The organism is Beijerinckia sp. L45 (assembly GCF_009765775.1).
Lineage (GTDB): Bacteria > Pseudomonadota > Alphaproteobacteria > Rhizobiales > Beijerinckiaceae > RH-AL1.
The window spans coordinates 66,424-82,754 of sequence record NZ_LMUU01000038.1 but is presented as its reverse complement, the minus strand read 5'-3'; the positions used below and the strand labels follow the sequence as shown (position 1 = coordinate 82,754).

The following is a 16,331-nucleotide window of genomic DNA, read 5'->3' as shown; positions in this document are numbered from 1 at the left end:
AGGTCGCCCTCGAGGCCGTCGCCGGCGACGCGATCACGGAAAAGGTCGAGCTCAGCTTCGACCCCGGGCGCGCCGCATTGCGCGCGCGCCGCATCCGCCGGCTCGGCGCGCTGGTGCTCGCCGAGGGCAACCTCGGCGTTCCCCCGGGCGAGGACGCGGCGCGCTGCCTCGCCGCCGGGATCGCGGCGCTGGGCATCGAGCGCCTGCCGTGGACGCCGGCGATCGGCCAGTGGCGGGATCGGGTGCAGTTCCTCCGCCAGGCGCAGGGCGAGGCCTGGCCGGATCTCTCCGATGCCGCGCTGGCCGCCGATGATGCCGCGTGGCTGCTGCCGGTGCTGGACGGCGTGACGAGCGTCGCCGGCATCGGGGCGGACAAGCTCGACGCGGCGCTTAAGGCGCTGCTGCCGTGGGACGTGGCGCGAAAACTCGAGGCGGAGGCGCCGACGCATGTGACGACGCCGGCCGGCGCCAGTCATCGACTGGACTATGCCGCGGAGGCCGGCCCGACGCTGGCGGTCAAGGTGCAGGAATTGTTCGGCCTGAGCGTCCATCCGAGCGTTGCCGGCGGCCGGGTGCCGCTGGTGCTGGAGCTGCTGTCGCCGGCGGGGCGGCCGATCCAGATCACCCGCGACCTCCCAGGGTTCTGGCGCGGGTCATGGGCGGATGTGCGGGCGGATCTGCGCGGCCGCTACCCCCGCCACCCCTGGCCGGATGATCCGGCAGCCGCGCTCCCGACGCTGCGCGCCAAGCCGCGGGGCACGTAGCGCTCTCGGCGCCCTACGCATAATTCGCCGATTTGACCACCCCATTGAAGTCTTACGACCTTTTGGTTTGGGCGGCGCCGCACCCTTTTGGCGAGCCTGGCGTTGAAACACCATGGATGCGCGGGGTTCCCCCGCGTCACGATCCGCTCTGCGGGTCGCCATGACACTCGAGGAGGAGACTGAATGGACAAGAAACTCGCCGGCCTGATCGGCGCGGTGTCCGCGCTGGCGTCGTTCGACGTCGCGCATGCGGCGACCGCGTCTCACGTTCAGGACGTGATGACGGTGAACTCCTACGACGATCTGCTTCAGCCGATCCCCAATGCGGTGGAAACGCTGAAGGCCAGCAACGCCGTTCTCGCCGAACAGGCCGCTGCCGACGGCGACGCGAAGTTGGAGATGGCGCAGTACTACCATCACCACCACCATCATCACCGCTTCTTCCGGCCCTTCTACCATCACCACCACCATTGGCATCATCACCACTGGCATCACCATCATCACCACCACTACGGCTACTGAGCCTTAGGCGGGCTCAGCGTCCGCTCGTGCCGATTGAGACTGGAGAGCGCGTCCGCCCGGACGCGCTCTTTTTATGCGCCTAGTCCTGCTGCGCCCGCGCCTTGGCGGCGCGCAGGATGTGGCGATAGGTCCCGTCGAACACCGTGTTGGAACTCGACGACCATTGCGTCTCCAGCGACAGCGTCTCGCGGCTGGCGTGGATGCGCCGGCCCTGCAGCTCGCGCTCGGCAGCCTCCTCCTCGCCCATCGGCACGAGCTCCATGTCGGGCTCGGAGGGGATGATGATCATCTGCGCCATCGCCTCGCCCGGCCGGAACACGTGGGTGCGGCCCTCGGCCGGCGATTTGAAGACCATGAAGGACAGCATCGGCCACCAGTGGCGGACCAGCGCCGGCACGGCGATCGGGCAGGTGTCGGTCGTGTCGGTGTAGAAGCGCGGGTGCGGCTCCATGCGCACGGCGAAGCCATCCTCGGGCCGGACGTCGAGGAGCAGCTGATAGGTGTAGAATTTCTCGCCGAACGTGCGGAACGGCGGCCACTCGATGCCGGTGCCGGGGCCCTCGCCGAAGTCGCCTGCGATGACCAGCTTGCCGTCGACGGTCGAGACCGTCATCTCAAAATCGTAGGGGTAGAAGATCTCGATCCCGTACTGCGCGCCCTCGGTGAACGGCATGCAGTGCCAGACATATTCCTGCGAACCCGTCTTGCGCGGCTCGGGTTTTCCCGACCAGCCCGGAATTTCCATCTTGGTCCGGCGCGGGTTCAGCCGCGGGTCGACGAGCCTGAATTTGACGGTCTGCACGCGGTATCCTTGAGTTGAGACACGAGGTGCCGGAGCATGGCCGCATCGGCCGGCTCCGGCAACATCGCGAGAGTCTTAGGCGGCCTCGCCAACGAGGCCGCGCTTGCGCAGCAGGGCCTCGGAGGATGGATCGCGGCCACGGAAGGCGCGGTAGGCGGCTTCGGGATCGGCCTTGTTGCCGGCGCTGTAGACGTGGTCGCGCAGCCGCTTGGCCGTGGCGGGATCGAAGATGTCGCCGGCTTCCGTGAAGGCGTCGAACCCGTCGGCATCGAGCACCTCGGACCAGAGGTAGGCGTAGTAGGCCGAGGAATAGCCGTCGCCGGCAAAGACGTGCTGAAAATGCGGCGTGCGGTGGCGCATGATGATGCCCTGCGGCATGCCCAGCTTGTCCAGCGTCTCCTTCTCGAAGGCGCTGACGTCGACGGGGGCGTCGCCGCCGCGCGAATGCAGGTCGAGGTCGACCAAAGCGGAGGCGGTATATTCGACTGTGGCAAAACCCTGGTTGAAGTTGCGGGCGTCGAGCAGCCGGCGCAGCAGCGCCTCCGGGATCGGCGCGCCGCTGTCCTTATGGACCGCGAAGCGCCGCAAGAGGGCGGGCTCCTCGAACCAGTGCTCGTAGAGCTGCGACGGAAACTCGACGAAGTCGCGGGACACGCTGGTGCCCGACAGGATCGGATGGGTGACATCCGACAGCATGCCGTGGAGGCCGTGGCCGAACTCGTGGAACAGGGTGCGGGCATCGTCGAAGCTGAGCAGGCTCGCCTCACCTTCGGGCGCCTTGGCGAAGTTCATCACGTTGACGATGATCGGCAGGATGGCGCCGTCGAGCCGCTGCTGGCTGCGGAAAGCGTTCATCCAGGCACCGCTGCGCTTCGACGTACGGGCGAAATAATCGCCGATGAACAGCGCGATGGCCGCGCCGTCAGCGTCCTTCACCTCCCAGGCGCGGGCGTCGGGATGATACAGCGGGATGTCGGGGCGCAGCGTGAAGCTGACCCCGAACAGCTGTTCGGCCGTGTAGAACGCCGCGTCGATCATCTTGTCGAGCTGGAAGTACGGCTTGATCTCCGCCTCGTCGAGGTCGAACTCCGCCTTGCGACGGCGCTCGGCATAATAACGCCAGTCCCAGGGGGCGATGGCGAAGTTGTCGCCTTCGGCGCTGGCCAGCGCCTGCAGAGCGCTCGCCTCGCGGCCGGCGCGGGCCTTGGCCGGCTCCCACACCGAGTGCAGCAGATGGCGCGCGGCGTCCGGTGTCTTGGCCATGGAATCCGCAAGGCGGAAAGCGGCAAAGCTCTCGTAGCCCAAAAGCTTCGCCCGCTCGGCGCGGAGCGTCACCGTCTCGGCGATGATGGCGCGGTTGTCCGTCTCGCCGCCGTTTTCGCCGCGCTTCGCCCAGGCCTGGAACGCCTCTTCGCGCAAGTCGCGCCGTGCGGAAAACTGCAGGAACGGCTCGATCGAGGAGCGCGACAGGGTGATCACATGCTTGCCCGGCTTTCCGCGCGCCTCGGCCGCCGCCGCAGCCGCGGCCACGAGAGACGCCGGCAGGCCCACCAGATCTTCGGGGGTGTCGAGCACCAGTTCGTAGGCGCGCTCGTCGGCCAGCACATTCTGGCCGAACTGGGTGCCGAGCGTCGCCAGCCGCTCGCTGATCGCGGCGAGCCGCGTCTTGGCGGCATCGGGCAGGCCGCCGCCGGCGCGGGAAAAGATGGTGTGATAACGCTCGATAACCCGCGCCTGCTCGCCGTCGAGCCCCAGGCTGTCACGGCGTGACCAGAGGGCGTCGATGCGCTGAAACAGGGCCTTGTTGAGATAGATCGCCGAGCCGTGCCGCGACAGGATCGGCGCCATCTCGCGCTCGATCGCCTGGATCGCGTCGTTGGTGTCGGAGCCGGACAGGTTGAAGAAGACCGAGCAGACCTTGTCGAGCTTTTCGCCGGCCCGCTCCATCGCCAGAATGGTGTTGTCGAAGGTCGGCGCAGCGGGATTGTCGGCAATCGCGGCGATCTCGCTCACGTTTTCAGCCAGGGCCATGTCGAAGGCCGGACGGTAATGCTCCGGGCGCACAGCCGCGAAGGGCGGGGCCTCGAACGGGCCGGTCCAGGGCTGAAGAAGCGGGTTCACGGTCATGCAGGCTTTCCATGGGGTCGCAGTGTCGCCAGCATATAGGGATGCGCGGGGCGACAACGCAAAGCGGTGGGACGTGGTATGATGTAGGTGCCCGCCGCATCCGATGCGAGGAGTGCGCTTAATGCTGAAGACCGCCGCCCGATCAGACGCCGATTACGACCAGGACTTCTTCCTCTGGACCCGAGAACAGGCGCGACTGCTCCGCGAGCATCGCTTCGCCGAGCTCGATCTCGCCAACCTCATCGACGAGGTGGAAAGCATGGGCCGCTCCGAAAAGCGCGAGATCCGCAGCCGGTTGACGGTGCTCTTGGCCCATCTGCTGAAATGGAAATACCAGCCGGACGCCCGAAAGCCGGGATGGACCAGTACGATCGACGAGCAGCGGCAGTCGCTTCTCGATGTGCTGGAGGACAATCCGAGCCTGCACAGCCTGCCTGCGGCGGATTTCGCGCGGGCCTATACGGCCGCTCGCGTGCGTGCCACAAAAGAGACGGGCATCGCTTTCGCGCTGTTTCCGGAGCACCCGCCGTTCACGCTGGAGCAGGCTTTGGACCCCGGTTTTCTGCCCCGGGAACCCGACCTCGACGACCAGGTTTAACCGTGTATGCCGGCTGGCGCTCCGAGGCGATTGCGCCTTTGTCCCCGCGGTTTGGCGCGTCTTGCCCTGGACTCGTCTTGCAAGGCAGTGTTGCATGTTGTGACTTGCCCGACATGCGAATCCTCGGCTAAACGCGGATTATTGCTTCCAACGCAGGTGGACTACGATGACGGCAACCGACCAGGGATTTTCCAACGAAGCGGCGCCGTTGGATGCCTCGCCTCGCCTGTTCGACAATGCTCTACTCGACAAGCTTTCGCGCGTGCACTGGACCGTTCCGCTGTTCGTTTACGTCCCGGTCATCATCGCGCTCGCCTACATCAGCCTGCAGGTTCTGGCACCGCTCACGGTTCTCGGCGGCGCCGCGCTCGGCTATCTCATCTGGACGCTGATCGAGTATTTCGGCCACCGCTATCTCTTTCACTGGGAATTCCCCGGCGCCTTCGGCCAGCGGCTGCACTTCCTGATTCATGGCGTGCATCACGATCACCCCAACGATCCGCTGCGCCTGGTGATGCCGATCCTGCTGTCCGGCCCGATCATGGTCATCGCCTTCGGCGTCGGCACGCTGCTGTTCGGCACGCCGCTCTGCTACCCCGTGCTGACCGGCTTCGTGATCGGCTACCTCACCTACGACATGGTGCATTTCTACACCCATCACGCCGAGCCGACGACCAAGCTCGGCCTGACCCTGCGTCGGCTGCACCTGATGCATCACTTCCGCGATCACGATAAGGGCTACGGCGTCAGCGCGCCCTATTGGGACACGGTGTTCGGGACCGCGCACAAGAAGCCCAGCCAGCGCTAAGATCCGGAGTTGAGGTTAACGCGCCCGTCTTTGCGAGCCGAAGGCGAAGCAATCTAGGGGCAGCTGACCGACATCGACGCAGCAACTGCCCTTGGGTTGCTTCGCTACGCTCGCAAAGACGGCTTGCTGGGCGATCGCGACTTAAGATCCGATCTTCTTATGCGCCCGGTTTTCGCAACACGTCGCGGACGTCCTGCTTGCGGCCGGCCCAGGTGACTTCGCGGGTCGTCCAGGCTGCCGCCCAGGCGCCGAGCAGGACGAGATCGCGTCCCAGAAACGCGATCGGGTGCCAGGGCGAGATCTCCCAGCGTTTCACCGCCGTCACCACCAGTTCGATCACAAGCCAGCCGCCCAGCGTGAGGCCGAACCCCGCGATGCCGCCCAAGCCGAGCAGCGGCGCGGCCAAGGCGCCGGCGATGGCTGCTGGAATCGGGCAGGCCAGCGGCTCCAGCGGAAACGACACCGGTTCCTCGGCGCGTCGGATCGCCGCCCAGCGCGCCTGCCGGGCATAGACGTCCCGCAGGCTGCGCGCGCCGATCTCCTGATCCACCGTCCGATCGGAAAACACGGTTTTCAGCCCGATCGCGGCAAAGCCCTTCGACAGGGCGCTGTCCTCCGCGATCGTGTAGCTCATCGCCGCGATGCCGCCGGCCTTGGCGAGGTCACTGCGCCGGAACAGCATCACCTTGCCGATGCCGAAGCCTTTGCCCAGCGCCGAGGCCGTAAGCAGCAGGCGGGCGTCGCGGTTGATCAGGATCGCCTCGATCACCCCCGCCAGCGTCTCCGGCCGCACCGCGACCGGCACGGCGCAGACCATCCCGACGCCGGGCCCAAAACTGCGCATGAGGTCGCGGAGCGTGGTTGGCCCGAAGGAAATGTTCGAATCCTTGGTGACGACGACATCGTGGGCCGCCGTTTCGAGCGGCGCCGTCAGGGTGTTGAGCTTGGGGCTGACGGCTGCCGTCGTCGGCGAATGCACGATACGGTTCGGGATCGCGCTGTGACCGGCGAGTTCACGCATGATGGCGAGCGCCGGCGACTCGGTTTCGGCGGTGCCGACCAGCACCTCGTAGCCAGGATAGTCTTGCTGAAACACCGACCGTTGCGCGCGCAAAAACCCGGGATTGACGAGCTTGACCGGCACGATCAACGACACCGGAGGCAGGGCGGCGCCCGTCGTGGTTCGGCGCCGAATCAGCGGCTGCACCAGTGCGCCGACGAGCGACGCGGCAAAGGTTACGAATCCCGCGATCCACCAGATCGCACCAAGAACTGAGAGTATCGTCAAACCGCAAACCCGTCTGTTGCCGCTGCTGTCGGAGCGCGAGAAACATCTCGCCGCTCCGGTGAGAGCGACCTTTAAGACAGGTTTCGCGAGCTCGGGTCTATCCTTGCCGTCTGATCGGGCTGCGCCTATTGCCTCTCACGATCGTTCCGGTTGATTTTGTAGCCTGCAGGCTACAGAGTGCGTTGTGGTCGAAATCCGAGAGACCGACGAGTTTTCACGATGGTTCGCACGGCTTCGCGATCAGATCGCGAGGGCCCAGATCCTCGTTCGTATCCGTCGTCTATCGCTAGGCAATCCGGGCGATGTTCGGCCCGTGGGCCGTGGAATCAGCGAGCTTCGGATCGATTGGGGTCCGGGATATCGCGTTTACTACGTGATGCACCGATCCGAGGTCGTGGTGCTGCTGTGTGGTGGCGACAAGAGCGATCAGCAACGCGACATTGCAACCGCAAAGCGCCTCGCGACGCAGTTGGAGTATTAGACGATGGTACTGCAGACGCGGCTGTGGGATGCGGCCGAACATCTGAAGTCGGATGAGGCCATGTCCGCCTACCTCAACGCTGCGTTCGAGGAGGATGATCCCAAGCTCCTCATGACGGTGCTCGGGGATATCGCTCGAGCCAAGGGTATGTCCATCCTCTCCAAGGAAACAGGACTGTCGCGCGAGAGCCTGTACCGCGCGCTGTCGAACGAGGGAAATCCAACGTTTTCGACCATCCTGAAGGTGACCAGAGCGCTGGGGCTCAGGTTGACCACAGAGCCTGTCGCCAAGCAAAGCGAGCCAGTCGCCTGATTCGGCATTGTCTTAACGGTGCGTCTGCTTCCGCGAATTGATACAAAGCGACACAAAAGGTGACCGTCCAGAAGGTTACCAAAACTAGTGTGTGCAAGATGAATGGCGTAGGCCTTTAGTCCTCGGCTGAGCGGCAGAGGGGGTCCGACCATCCGCACTTTCTTGCAAACCACGTCTTCTTTGCGGACATCGTCTTGGCGGACATCGTCTTGGACGACGGTCACGACAGGCGCCGCGGCAACCGCGCAGGCTGGACGATGACCGATCGGTTCGTCGACCCAAGCCGCGGCTCGGACCGCCAGGACGACAGCGCGCCCGACGTAGCGGCGTTCGACGCCGGCTTCGCTCTCGAGTCGACCCCGGCCGCGTTGCGCGCCTTCGCGCCGCGCCTTCCCAATCTGACCACCACGACGCTCGCCGACAAGTATGACCTGGCCAAGGACCGCGTCTTCGTCTCCGGCGCCCAGGCCGTGGTCCGAGTCCTGCTGATGCAGCGCGAGATCGACCGCCGCGCCGGCCACGACACAGCCGGCTTCGTCTCCGGCTACCGCGGCTCGCCGCTCGGTCGGCTCGATTCGAACCTGTTTTCCGCCAAAAAAGTCCTCGACGCCGCTCAGGTGACGTTCGAGCCGGGCCTCAACGAGGACCTCGCCGCCACCGCCGTCTGGGGCGCCCAGCAGGCCGAGATGCGCGGTGAAGGCCGCTACGACGGTGTCTTTTCGCTCTGGTACGGCAAGGGTCCGGGCGTCGACCGCTCCGGCGACGCGCTGCGCCATGCCAATCTCGCCGGCACCTCGCCGCTCGGCGGCGTGCTTGCCCTGATGGGCGATGACCACATCGCGGAATCGTCGAGCACCGCGCATCAGTCCGAGTTCATCTTCGCCGATATGATGATGCCGATCCTGTCGCCGGCCGGCGTGCAGGAGATCGTCGACTACGGGCTGATGGGCATCGCCATGAGCCGCTACACCGGCACCTGGACCGGCATCAAGTGCGTGAAAGATACCGTCGAATCGACGGCCTCGATCGAGGCCTCGCCCGACCGCTTCTCCTACGTCCTGCCGCGCGACGTCGAACTGCCGCCCGGCGGCCTCAACATCCGCCCCAATGATTCGATCCTCGACCAGGACGTCCGGCTGACGCAGCACAAACTGGCGGCGATCCACGGCTTCCTCCGCGCCAACAAGCTCAACAAGATCATCCTCTCAGGCGGCCCCAAGGCGCGGCTCGGCATCGTCACCACCGGCAAGGCCTACCTCGACGTGCGTCAGGCGCTCGAGGCGCTCGGCATCGACGAGGTCAAGGCCAACGCCTTCGGCATCCGCCTCTACAAGCTGGCCTGCCCCTGGCCCGTCGAGCCGCAGGGCGTACGCGCCTTCGCCGAGGGCCTCGAGACGATCATGGTCGTCGAAGAAAAGCGCTCGCTGATCGAGTCTCAACTCCGCGAACAACTCTACAACGCGCCGCATCGCCCGGTGTGCATCGGCAAGACCGACGAGCAGGGCGCGCCGCTGTTCCCGCCGCACGGGGCCCTCGACACCAACGAGATCGCCATCGCGATCGGTCGCCGCATCCTCCGCCAGTACCCGAACATCGATCTCGCCAGCCGCCTCGACCGGCTGGAGCGCATCCAGGGCAAGGTTTTGGGCCTCGCCGATGCCGGGACCCGCAGCCCGTATTTCTGCTCCGGCTGCCCGCACAATTCCTCGACCGTGATCCCCGAAGGCTCGCGCGCCTATGCCGGCATCGGCTGTCATTTCATGGCGCAGACGATGAACCGCGGCACCGACGGCTTCACTCAGATGGGCGGCGAGGGCGCCAACTGGATCGGCGAGGCGCCGTTCTCCAAGCGCGGCCACGTGTTCCAGAACCTCGGCGACGGCACCTACAATCACTCCGGCGTGCTGGCGATCCGCTGGGCCGTCGCGGCGAAGACCAACATCACCTACAAGATCCTGTTCAACGACGCCGTGGCGATGACCGGCGGCCAGACCCACGAGGGTGGCCTGACGGTCGACGCGATCGCCCGCCAGGTCGCGGCCGAAGGCGTCGGTACCATCGCCATCGTGGCCGATGCGCCAGAAAAATACCCGGCCGACATGAAGTGGCCGGCCGGGATCACCATCGACGGTCGCGAAGACCTCGACACCGTCCAGAAGAAGCTGGCCGCCATCGCCGGCCCGACCGTCCTGATCTACGACCAGACCTGCGCCGCAGAAATGCGCCGCCGCCGCAAGAAGGGCACGATGCCCGATCCCGACAAGCGGGTGATCATCAACGAGCTCGTCTGCGAAGGCTGTGGCGATTGCGGCGCAACCTCGAACTGTGTCGCCGTGCAACCGCTGGAAACCGAGTTCGGCCGCAAGCGCGTCATCGACCAGTCGAGCTGCAACAAGGATTTTTCCTGCGTCAGCGGTTTTTGCCCGGCCATCGTCACGGTGACCGGCGCGCGGCCCAAAAAGCTGGCGCCGCAGACCGCTGAAGGGCTTCGTCCCCTGCCCCCGCGCAAGACGCCGACCCCGCTGTCCGCAAAACCGTTCTCGATCGTCGTCACCGGCGTCGGCGGCACCGGCGTCGTCACCATCGGCGCGATCCTCGGCATGGCCGCCCATCTCGAGGGCAAGGGCTGCGGGATCATGGACATGGCCGGCCTCGCCCAGAAAGGCGGCGCCGTCTACAGCCACGTAAAGATCGCCGAGCGGCCGCAGGACATCCACGCCATCCGCATCGCCTCGGGCGAAGCCGACGTCGTGCTTGGCTGCGACCTCGTCGCCACCGGCTCGAAGAAGGTGCTCGCCACCATCCGCCCGGACGAGACTGCCGTCATCGTCAACTCCGCCGAACTGTTTCCGGGCGAATTCACCCGCAAGCCGACCTACGACCTGCCGACCGCGCGCATCAAGAAAGCCATCGGCATCGCCGCCGGCGCCGACGTCACCTATGTCGACGCCACCGCGACCGCCACCACCCTGCTCGGTACCTCGCTCGCCGCCAACATGTTCTCCCTCGGTCTGGCCTGGCAGAAGGGTCTGATCCCGCTGGCGGAAGACTCGATCCTCCGCGCCATCACGCTGAATGGCGAAGCCATCGAGATGAACATACAGGCGTTCGCCTGGGGCCGTCGCGCCGCCGCCGATCCTGTCGAAGTCGCCGGCATCGTCGCCGCCGCGCAGCCCGGCGCCCGGCGCAACGCACCGGCCGAGACATTCGAAGCCCAGGTGGCCCGCCGCGAAGCCTTCCTGACCGCCTACCAGGATGCGGCCTATGCCGAGCGCTATCGTGCGCTCGTCGATCGCGCCGCCTCAGCCGAAGCTGCTTATGCCCCCGCCCACACCGGGCTCGCTGCGGCGGTCGCCAAGGGCTTCTTCAAGCTGCTCGCCATCAAGGACGAATACGAGGTCGCCCGGCTCTACAGCGACGGCTCCTTCGCCCGCCAGATCGGCGAGACGCTGGAAGGCGACATCAAGGTCACCTACCACATGGCCCCGCCGCTCGTCGGCAAAACCAACAAGCAGGGCGTCGCGACCAAGACCGCGTTCGGGCCCTGGCTGCGCCGGCTGTTTCCGCTGCTCGCCGCTTCAAAACGCCTGCGCGGCACGCCGTTCGATCTCTTCGGCTACACCGCCGAGCGCAAGATGGAGCGTCGTCTCATCACCGACTATGAAGCGCTGATGGCCGATCTCTTCACCAGCCTGTCGCCCGACACCCACGCGATCGCGGTGGCGCTCGCCGCATTGCCGGAAACGATCAAGGGCTTCGGCCACGTGAAAGAGCGCAACCGCGTTGCCGCCAAGGCCGAAGAAGAGACCCTGCTGGCGCAGTGGCGCGCGGGCGCTCCGGCGATGCGGATGGCGGCCGAGTAGGGCCGCCATCGTTTTGGCCGCGAGCCTTATGCCACGCATCATGGTGCCGACCCAACCGCCTTGCGCCTGAGCGGGTCGGGCGGCCGGGTCACGGTTTCAACGATCTTTGCGTCGCGGTCGAAGCGGCGTTCATGTTAAGCTTGCGGCATGAAGGTCAGACATCTTTTGCAGCCAACCCTGGCATCGTCCGTGCGCCGGACGATGCTGCGGCAGGCCCTGGCGCTTTCGCTGGTGGTCACGCCCCTCTCACCGGTCTTCGCCGGGTCGAGCGCGGCCATGGACTCGCAAACCATGGTCGACCTCGTCGCCAGGCTCATCCCGACCGTCGTCAATGTCACCGCGCACCATGTCACGGCGCCGCCACGGGACGCCGCCGCGACCCAGGGCGCCGCGTTCGCCCGGGTTCGGACGGGCGTAGGCTCCGGCTTCGTCATTGACCCCAGCGGCTCCATCGTCACCAACCGGCATGTCGTCGAGGGCGCCTATGATCTCACCGTCACCTTCTCGGATGGCCGGACGGTCCCGGCGCAGTTGGTCTGGACATCCATGGCCGTGGACGTCGCCTTCCTCAAGGTGTCCGTCGACAAGCCCCTGCCGGTTGCCACGCTTGCCGCCGATCAGAGCGTGCGAATCGGCCAGCGTGTGATCGCCATCGGCAACCCGCTCGGGCTGGGAACATCGGTCAGCGCCGGCATCGTCAGCGCGGTGGATCGCGACATCAAGGAGTCGCCCTACGACGCCTTCATCCAGACCGATGCCGCGATCAACCACGGCAATTCCGGCGGTCCCTTGTTCAACGAGGCCGGCGAAGTCGTGGGGATCAACTCGGCGCTCTATACTTCGACCAGCAACGGCGGTTCGCAGGGCCTCGGCTTCGCCATTCCCGGACGCGACGTGATCTTCCTGATCGACGAGTTCAAGCGCTATGGCCGTGTCAGGGCCGGCTGGCTTGGCCTGAACGCGCAGAAGCTGACGTCCGACATGGCGGAGGCGCTGCGGTTTCCCGGGTTCTTCGGGGCCATCGTCGCGACCGTCGCCCCGAACTCGCCGGCCGCAGCGGCGGGCCTCCGATCCGGCGACATCGTTCAGACCTTTGGCGACGAACCGATCGAAGACGCGACCACGCTCAATCGCGCCACGGCGCTCTCGCTCGGCAAGCACGTGCAACTCGGCCTCTGGCGCGATGGCAAACCGCTCACCGTCTCGGTCACGATCGCCGAGGATCCGCAGTCCCATGGAGCGGCGGCGCAACCCTACATGGACGCCAGCGGGCCACGCTTCGCCAGCACCGGCGACATGGGCCTGTTGCTCGCGCCGCTCACCGGCGAGCTTCGTCAGCGCTTCAAGCTGCAGGCCGGCGTGCGAGGGCTGGTGGTGACCGCTGTCGCCGAGGACAGCGTCGCGCAGGAGGTGGGCTTGCGCGCGGGCGACGTCATCGTCACCGCGCAGATGCAGCCGGCGACCGACGTCGACGATCTCGACAGGCTGATCCTGACGCAAGCCTCGAGTGGTCGCCATGCGATGATCGTGCTCGTGCAGGCGTCCGGCGGCGAACGCTGGGTCGCGCTGCCGCTGCGGCTGTAAAACGCTGCGGCGTCATGCCCAAGCTTGCGCGCGTCGCGGAATAATACCATGTCACAGGCGTGCTGCGCCCCGTTCCGTCCGGCAGCCCCATGGAGAGCGTGATGCGTCAACCGCGCGGTCGCATATTCGATGATTTCTCGCGTCTCGTGTCCGATGCGTCGGGCGTCGCGCAAGGCGTCCGCCGCGAAGCCGAAACGGTCCTCAAGGGTCAGATCGAACGCCTCCTTGCCGCGATGGACATCGTGAGCCGCGAAGAGTTCGAAGCGGTGAAGCAGATGGCTGTCATGGCGCGCGAGGAGAACGAGCGGCTGGAGCGGCGGATCAAGGATCTCGAGGCCAGGTTCGGCACCGCCGCGACCCCGCCCGCATCGGCCGGCGATCCCGCGATTTAAGCTCGCCTGTCCTCCCTGTCCGTCCGGCTGCCACCGCAGCTGGACGCCGCCATGAGCTAAGCGTCCGAGGCACAGGCAAAATAAGCTGTGTTGCACGGGCCGCCCGCAGGCTCTTGGATTCAAGGCCCTTCACGCTTCAGCTGTGGACATGCCAGCTTCCGCGATGGACGGATTCACGCGAATCCACGACCTTGCCTGCAAGGATTCGCACCGGGAATGATCGTCTTGATCGCATAGCTCCCGTTGTGATTCATTCGCGGCGCGCGCCAGCGATTCGGAGCTGGTGATGCCTCGACGAACGGCCTGTCGAGTGAGTAACCGCGTTCCGTTCACTGGCGTCATCGAGGCTTTTCGTCTCGCCCGCCTGTACCGAGGCCATGGAATGTCGCTGTCGCAGATCGAAGTCGATCGCCACGAAAACCCTGTCGACCTGATCGAGCGGCTTGCCGCCTCGAACCAGTGGTCCTTCGACCGCGATGAAGAGGACGAGATCTCGATCTCCGTCGCGGGCGGCTGGACCGACTACAACATCGCCTTCACCTGGCTGCAGGACATGGAGGCACTCCACGTCGCCTGCGCCTTCGATCTCAAGGTGCCGGCGCCGCGCCGCACCGAGGTGCTGGGCCTCGTCGCGCTGATCAACGAGCAGATGTGGATCGGCCATTTCGACATCTGGCCCGGCGACGGCGTGATCATGTTCCGCCATGCCCTGCTGCTCGCCGGCGGCGCCGAGCTCAACGGCAAGCAGTGCGAGGCGGTGCTGACCAGCGCGGTGCTGGCCTGCGAGCGCTACTACCAGGCTTTTCAGTTCGTGGTCTGGGCCGGCAAGACCGGCCGCGAGGCGCTCGATACCGCGATGATCGAGACGCGCGGCGAAGCGTGACTGCCATGTCCCAATGGCCGCGCTCGCTGGTTTTGATGGGCGCGGGCAAGATGGGCGGAGCGCTGCTGCGCGGCTGGCTCGACCGGGGTTTTGCGCCGTCACGCGTCCACGTCGTCGATCCGCATCTCGACGAAGCGACAGCTGCGCTGTGCGACGCCAATGGCATTTCGCGCGCACCGCCCGAGACGCCGCCCGCGGTGCTCGTGCTGGCGGTCAAGCCGCAGACTTTTTCGAGCGATCCCGGCGCCTTCTCCGCGCTGGTCGGGCCCGACACGCTGGTCGTGTCGATCCTCGCCGGGCAGACGCTGGCGAACCTGCGCGCCGGTCTGACGGCTGCGGGCGCCATCGTGCGCGCGATGCCCAACCTGCCGGCCTCCGTCGGCCAGGGCATTACGGCGTTGGCCGGCGAGGGGACGCTTTCTGACGCGGACCGCGCCATCGCCGGAACGCTGCTGTCGGCCGTCGGCCAGATCGAGTGGCTGGAAGAATCCCTGATCGATGCGGTGACGGCGGTGTCCGGCTCTGGCCCGGCGTATGTGTTCCTGCTCGCCGAATATCTGGCCGAGGCCGGCACGGCCGCCGGCCTACCCCCCGACGTGGCCGCGCGGCTCGCCCGCGTCACGGTCGAAGGCTCCGGCGCGCTGATGGCGTCGCAACCCGATCGCTCGCCGGCGGCCCTGCGCGAGGCCGTGACATCACCGGGCGGGACGACTGCGGCAGCGCTGGACGTCTTGCGGGCGCCGGATGGGTTGAAGGCTTTGATGGCGAAAGCGATTGCGGCGGCGAAGCGCCGTGCGGCGGAGCTCGCGGGTTAGATTAGCTCTTAAACAGCTCAGCATGCCTGCCCATGTCGGCGAATAGGATGGTCTCGCCGCCGTCGACCAGCTTATAGACCAGCAGGTGATTGTTGCGGACGTGGCACTCGCGGTAGCCGTCCCAGCCGCCGACCAGCGCATGGTCCTTGTATTCTGCGGGCAGCGGCGCGTCGTTGTTGATCAAGCGCGTCATGACCGTCTTGACCTCTGCAAGGTCGACGCGGCCGGCGGATTCATAGCGCTTCCAGGCCTTTTTGAAATCGACGCTGTAGTCGGACCGCCGCGGAAGCGTGCTGCGCTTTTGCGCGGCCGGCTTGCCTTTTTTTCCGGCTTAGCCTTCTGCTTTCGCGAGGGCATCGAACAAGTCCTGGGCGGTCGTAAAGCGGGCGGTCCTGAGCTTGTCGGTGTTCGCAATCGCCCGGCGGAGGCGCGGGGTTGGCGAGCGGCCGCCCGTCTCTGCCTTAGCCACAACCAATTTCTGGTCGAGGAACAGCCGGAAGGCCTCCGTCAATGTAAGCTGAAACTCCGCGATCAATTCGCCAGACATCTCTTTCGGCAAACTGAGCCGCACGTCGATCAACTGACCAGCCGATAGCTCGCGAGCCGCGGCAGCCGCCCCGCCCAGAGTGATTCCGGTCACCAACGTGAGAGACGAGGCGCTTGCGGGAAGCGATCGGCCACCAGGCGGGCTCTCTTTAACGGGTTTTGCAGTGCTGGGACGAGCCATGAGGTAATCGTAACACGAGGCGCTTGTGCCGAGCTAGACGGTGACGCGACGAGCTAGTCAGGAGAGCCTACTTCGCCGTAAGCCGCGGATCCAGCAGACGTGACGCATCCTCGATCGGCCGCGGCTCAGGTTGCGCTGCGTCAGACTTCGCGTTTGCAAAACGGTGTTAGCCATTGCGCCCGACCGACCGCTTTCACACGCGCCGATGTGCAATTGCGAGATCGAACATTGCGCCGGATCTTGATCCACCCGCCCGCAGCGCGCATCCTCGCCTTGGTTCAGCGAAGCTGATGGTGACGCGTGACGCCTCGTGACGCAAAAATGGTGAGACCGGCTCCGCGATTCAGATGTGGCGCCCGAGCAAC

General features: G+C 66.1%; 15 protein-coding genes and 1 pseudogene. 11 read left to right on the top strand and 5 right to left on the bottom strand.

Annotated features, from left to right (window positions below; all coding sequences use genetic code 11):
* Both GSQ79_RS03975 and GSQ79_RS03970 read left to right on the top strand, forming a co-directional pair.
* A partial coding sequence (locus GSQ79_RS03975; RefSeq protein WP_305764609.1) for an ATP-dependent helicase C-terminal domain-containing protein occupies nucleotides 1-764 on the top strand: 764 nt, incomplete at its 5' end.
* Nucleotides 765-947: 183 nt separating this feature from the next.
* Nucleotides 948-1,286 (top strand): hypothetical protein, encoded by a 339-nt coding sequence (locus tag GSQ79_RS03970; RefSeq protein ID WP_158807437.1) that lies wholly within the window; start codon nucleotides 948-950, stop codon nucleotides 1,284-1,286.
* Nucleotides 1,287-1,365: 79 nt separating this feature from the next.
* On the opposite strand, the gene GSQ79_RS03965 is transcribed toward GSQ79_RS03970, so the two are convergent.
* Together GSQ79_RS03965 and GSQ79_RS03960 are read right to left on the bottom strand one after the other, a co-directional pair.
* The gene (locus tag GSQ79_RS03965; RefSeq protein WP_158807436.1) at nucleotides 1,366-2,088 is read right to left on the bottom strand and encodes a hypothetical protein; all 723 of its coding nucleotides are present in this window, start codon (nucleotides 2,086-2,088) and stop codon (nucleotides 1,366-1,368) included.
* Nucleotides 2,089-2,163: 75 nt separating this feature from the next.
* Complete coding sequence (locus tag GSQ79_RS03960; protein WP_158807435.1) at nucleotides 2,164-4,215, bottom strand: M3 family metallopeptidase; 2,052 nt, start codon at nucleotides 4,213-4,215, stop codon at nucleotides 2,164-2,166.
* A 121-nt stretch (nucleotides 4,216-4,336) separates the two neighbouring features.
* Between GSQ79_RS03960 and GSQ79_RS03955 the strand changes: the two genes are divergently transcribed.
* Both GSQ79_RS03955 and GSQ79_RS03950 read left to right on the top strand, forming a co-directional pair.
* On the top strand, nucleotides 4,337-4,813 hold the full coding sequence (locus GSQ79_RS03955; protein ID WP_158807434.1) for a DUF29 domain-containing protein: 477 nt from the start codon (nucleotides 4,337-4,339) through the stop codon (nucleotides 4,811-4,813).
* Between the two features lie 166 nt (nucleotides 4,814-4,979).
* Nucleotides 4,980-5,621: a sterol desaturase family protein gene (locus tag GSQ79_RS03950; RefSeq protein ID WP_158807433.1), complete on the top strand. Its 642-nt coding sequence runs from the start codon at nucleotides 4,980-4,982 to the stop codon at nucleotides 5,619-5,621.
* A 157-nt stretch (nucleotides 5,622-5,778) separates the two neighbouring features.
* On the opposite strand, the gene GSQ79_RS03945 is transcribed toward GSQ79_RS03950, so the two are convergent.
* Complete coding sequence (locus GSQ79_RS03945; protein WP_158807432.1) at nucleotides 5,779-6,909, bottom strand: glycosyltransferase; 1,131 nt, start codon at nucleotides 6,907-6,909, stop codon at nucleotides 5,779-5,781.
* A 184-nt stretch (nucleotides 6,910-7,093) separates the two neighbouring features.
* Between GSQ79_RS03945 and GSQ79_RS03940 the strand changes: the two genes are divergently transcribed.
* From GSQ79_RS03940 to proC, 7 genes are all read left to right on the top strand, one after another.
* The gene (locus GSQ79_RS03940; RefSeq protein ID WP_158807431.1) at nucleotides 7,094-7,390 is read left to right on the top strand and encodes a type II toxin-antitoxin system RelE/ParE family toxin; all 297 of its coding nucleotides are present in this window, start codon (nucleotides 7,094-7,096) and stop codon (nucleotides 7,388-7,390) included.
* Nucleotides 7,391-7,393: 3 nt separating this feature from the next.
* Nucleotides 7,394-7,702: an addiction module antidote protein gene (locus tag GSQ79_RS03935; protein ID WP_158807430.1), complete on the top strand. Its 309-nt coding sequence runs from the start codon at nucleotides 7,394-7,396 to the stop codon at nucleotides 7,700-7,702.
* A gap of 194 nt (nucleotides 7,703-7,896) precedes the next feature.
* Nucleotides 7,897-11,565, top strand: a complete 3,669-nt coding sequence (locus tag GSQ79_RS03930) for an indolepyruvate ferredoxin oxidoreductase family protein (RefSeq protein WP_246725087.1) — start codon at nucleotides 7,897-7,899, stop codon at nucleotides 11,563-11,565.
* Nucleotides 11,566-11,712: 147 nt separating this feature from the next.
* The gene (locus GSQ79_RS03925) at nucleotides 11,713-13,149 is read left to right on the top strand and encodes a trypsin-like peptidase domain-containing protein (RefSeq protein ID WP_158807429.1); all 1,437 of its coding nucleotides are present in this window, start codon (nucleotides 11,713-11,715) and stop codon (nucleotides 13,147-13,149) included.
* Nucleotides 13,150-13,250: 101 nt separating this feature from the next.
* Nucleotides 13,251-13,541, top strand: a complete 291-nt coding sequence (locus tag GSQ79_RS03920) for an accessory factor UbiK family protein (RefSeq protein ID WP_158807428.1) — start codon at nucleotides 13,251-13,253, stop codon at nucleotides 13,539-13,541.
* Nucleotides 13,542-13,923: 382 nt separating this feature from the next.
* Nucleotides 13,924-14,424, top strand: a complete 501-nt coding sequence (locus tag GSQ79_RS03915; protein WP_158807443.1) for a YbjN domain-containing protein — start codon at nucleotides 13,924-13,926, stop codon at nucleotides 14,422-14,424.
* Nucleotides 14,425-14,429: 5 nt separating this feature from the next.
* Entirely contained in the window at nucleotides 14,430-15,239 is an 810-nt protein-coding gene (proC, locus tag GSQ79_RS03910; RefSeq protein ID WP_158807427.1) for a pyrroline-5-carboxylate reductase, read from the top strand.
* Nucleotide 15,240: 1 nt separating this feature from the next.
* Here the strand turns inward: proC and GSQ79_RS03905 are convergent.
* Nucleotides 15,241-15,504, bottom strand: a pseudogene (locus GSQ79_RS03905) (type II toxin-antitoxin system YafQ family toxin); the annotation flags it as partial.
* A gap of 66 nt (nucleotides 15,505-15,570) precedes the next feature.
* Complete coding sequence (locus tag GSQ79_RS03900) at nucleotides 15,571-15,966, bottom strand: hypothetical protein (RefSeq protein WP_158807426.1); 396 nt, start codon at nucleotides 15,964-15,966, stop codon at nucleotides 15,571-15,573.
* Nucleotides 15,967-16,331: the final 365 nt, after the last annotated feature.